Source organism: Litoribacter ruber (assembly GCF_018500185.1).
Classification (GTDB): Bacteria; Bacteroidota; Bacteroidia; order Cytophagales; family Cyclobacteriaceae; genus Litoribacter; species Litoribacter ruber.
This window is the reverse complement of the sequence record NZ_JAHBGI010000040.1, coordinates 1-2,535: the sequence shown is the minus strand read 5'-3', so window position 1 is coordinate 2,535 and position 2,535 is coordinate 1. Positions and strand designations below refer to the sequence as shown.

Annotated in this window: 1 protein-coding gene; it reads left to right on the top strand. The window is 56.0% G+C overall.

Going from position 1 to position 2,535, the window contains the following annotated elements:
• Positions 1-100 precede the first annotated feature (100 nt).
• Complete coding sequence (locus KIH41_RS17965; RefSeq protein ID WP_214163328.1) at positions 101-1,849, top strand: ABC transporter ATP-binding protein; 1,749 nt, start codon at positions 101-103, stop codon at positions 1,847-1,849.
• Positions 1,850-2,535: the final 686 nt, after the last annotated feature.

Here is a 2,535-nt window from a genome sequence, read left to right as displayed (position 1 = left end):
CCGCGCAGCGCTGATCGGGAAATAAACTCCTAAACGCCGGATTCACTCCCTACTTCTCACAACATATCCGTAAATTTGCCTTTTCCACATTCTCTCCCCCATGGCTAAAAAAACACAAATCGGCAAAGTATCCCTTGCCAAAGCATTCAGGACCATCATCTGGCCGCGCAGAAAGCAGATCCTGATCGGACTGGTTCTTATCGTGATCAGCAGACTCGCAGGACTCGTCCTCCCCGGGGCAAGCAAGTTCCTTATGGACGATGTCATCCCAAACGCCGACCTTGAACTCCTCTGGTGGCTGATCGCAGCAGTGGTAGGAGCCATCGTCATCCAGGCAGTCACCTCCTTTGCCCTCACACAGATCCTCAGCGTGGAAGCCCAAAACCTCATCTCCAAGCTCCGCGCACAGGTGCAGGCCCATATCCTCAAACTCCCCATACGCTTTTTCGACAACACCAAGACCGGCGAACTCGTCTCCCGCATCATGACCGATGTGGAAGGGGTGCGCAACCTGGTGGGCACCGGCTTGGCCCAGCTGGTGGGCGGGGTACTCACCTCCATCATCTGCCTGGTCCTGCTCATAGCCATCAGCCCGCTGATGACGCTCTACGTGCTGCTGCCAGTTGCGGTGTTCGGGGTGGTTTCCATGAAAGCCTTCGGGCGGATCAGGCCCATCTTTAAGGAAAGAGGCGTCATCAATGCCCAAGTGACCGGCAGGCTTACCGAGTCCCTCGGCGGCGTCCGCGTGATCAAGGGCTTCAATGCAGAGGCACAGGAGATCAAAACCTTTGAGGATGGGGTCACACGTCTATTTCTCAATGTCAAAAAGAGCCTTACCAGCACCAGCCTGATCACAAGTTCGGCCACCCTCCTCCTCGGCCTTGCCTCAGCGGGCATCATGGGCATAGGCGGATATATGATCATGGAAGGAGAGCTGACCTTCGGGGATTTCCTCGCCTTCACCCTTTACCTCGGCTTCATGATCGCCCCAATCGTGCAGATGAGCAACATCGGCAGCCAACTCACAGAAGCTTTTGCCGGACTGGACCGTACCGAGGAGATCATGAACACCCCGATCGAGGACAGCGAGGGAACCCGAAACATTCAAATCAACCACATCAAAGGCGATATTGAATTCAGGGACGTGCATTTTTCATACGATGCAGGCAAAGAAGTGGTCAAATCCATCAGTTTCACTGCCCCCGCAGGTTCGGTCACGGCCCTGGTAGGCACTTCAGGTTCAGGCAAAACCACCATAGCCAGTCTGGCCGCCTCCTTCCTCAATCCCGACAAAGGCATGATCACCGTGGACGGCCACAACCTGCAGGAAGTAAGCCTCGACAGCTACCGCAGCCAGCTCGGCGTGGTCTTGCAGGATGACTTCCTGTTTGAGGGCAGCATCCGGGACAACATCCTCTTCCCCCGTCCCGACGCTACGGAGTCCGAACTGCAGGACGCCGTCAGGGCCGCCCACGTGCAGGAATTTACCGACAGGTTTGATGACGGCCTGGACACCCTGATCGGGGAGCGGGGCGTCAAGCTATCCGGGGGACAGCGGCAGCGGATCGCCATCGCAAGGGCCATCTTGGCCAATCCCCGCATCCTGATATTGGATGAGGCCACCTCCAACCTTGACACCGAAAGCGAAAGCCTGATCCAGGCCAGCCTGAAGCGCCTCATGCAGGGCCGGACCACCTTCGTGATCGCCCACCGCCTCAGCACCATCCGCCAAGCCGACCAGATCCTCGTCATCGAGCAAGGCCGCATCGCCGAACAGGGCAAGCATGAGGAGCTGATTGAATTGAAGGGGCGTTATTATCAGCTGTATACATATCAGGCGAGGATTTAGGTTGACAGTCCACGGTCGACAGTCGACAGTCGACCGTGGACCGTGGTCCTAATTTCAGCCTAGCGTCGCCTCGCGCTTTTCTAAACCCCTAAACCTCCCGATCCGCGCAGCGATGATCGGGAAATAAACCTGCCTTTGCCGGCAGGCAGGCTCCTAAACGCCGTGCACAAAAAAGACTTTGTGNAGCGTCGCCTCGCGCTTTTCTAAACCCCTAAACCTCCCGATCCGCGCAGCGATGATCGGGAAATAAACCTGCCTTTGCCGGCAGGCAGGCTCCTAAACGCCGTGCACAAAAAAGACTTTGTGCAACTTCGTGAAAACTTAGTGTCCTTCGTGACCCATTTTTAGTCCTGCATCGCCTCGCGCTTTTCTAAACCCCTAAACCTCCCGATCCGCGCAGCGATGATCGGGCAATAAACCTGCCTTTGCCGGCAGGCAGGCTCCTACACGCCGTGCACAAAAAAGACTTTGTGCAACTTCGTGAAGACTTAGTGTCCTTCGTGACCCATTTTTAGTCCTGCTTCGCCTCGCGCTTTTCTAAACCCCTAAACCTCCCGATCCGTGCAGCGCTGATCGGGAAATAACCTCCTAAACGCCGTGCACAAAAAAGACTTTGTGCGACTTCGTGGAAACTTTGTGTCCTTCGTGACCCATTTGCTTCCGCGAAGAGGCCTTTTCCCTTCGTG

Coding starts and splice junctions, on each gene's coding strand:
- KIH41_RS17965 (WP_214163328.1), top strand. CDS start 101: ATGGCTAAAAAAACACAAATCGGCAAAGTATCCCTTGCCAAAGCATTC.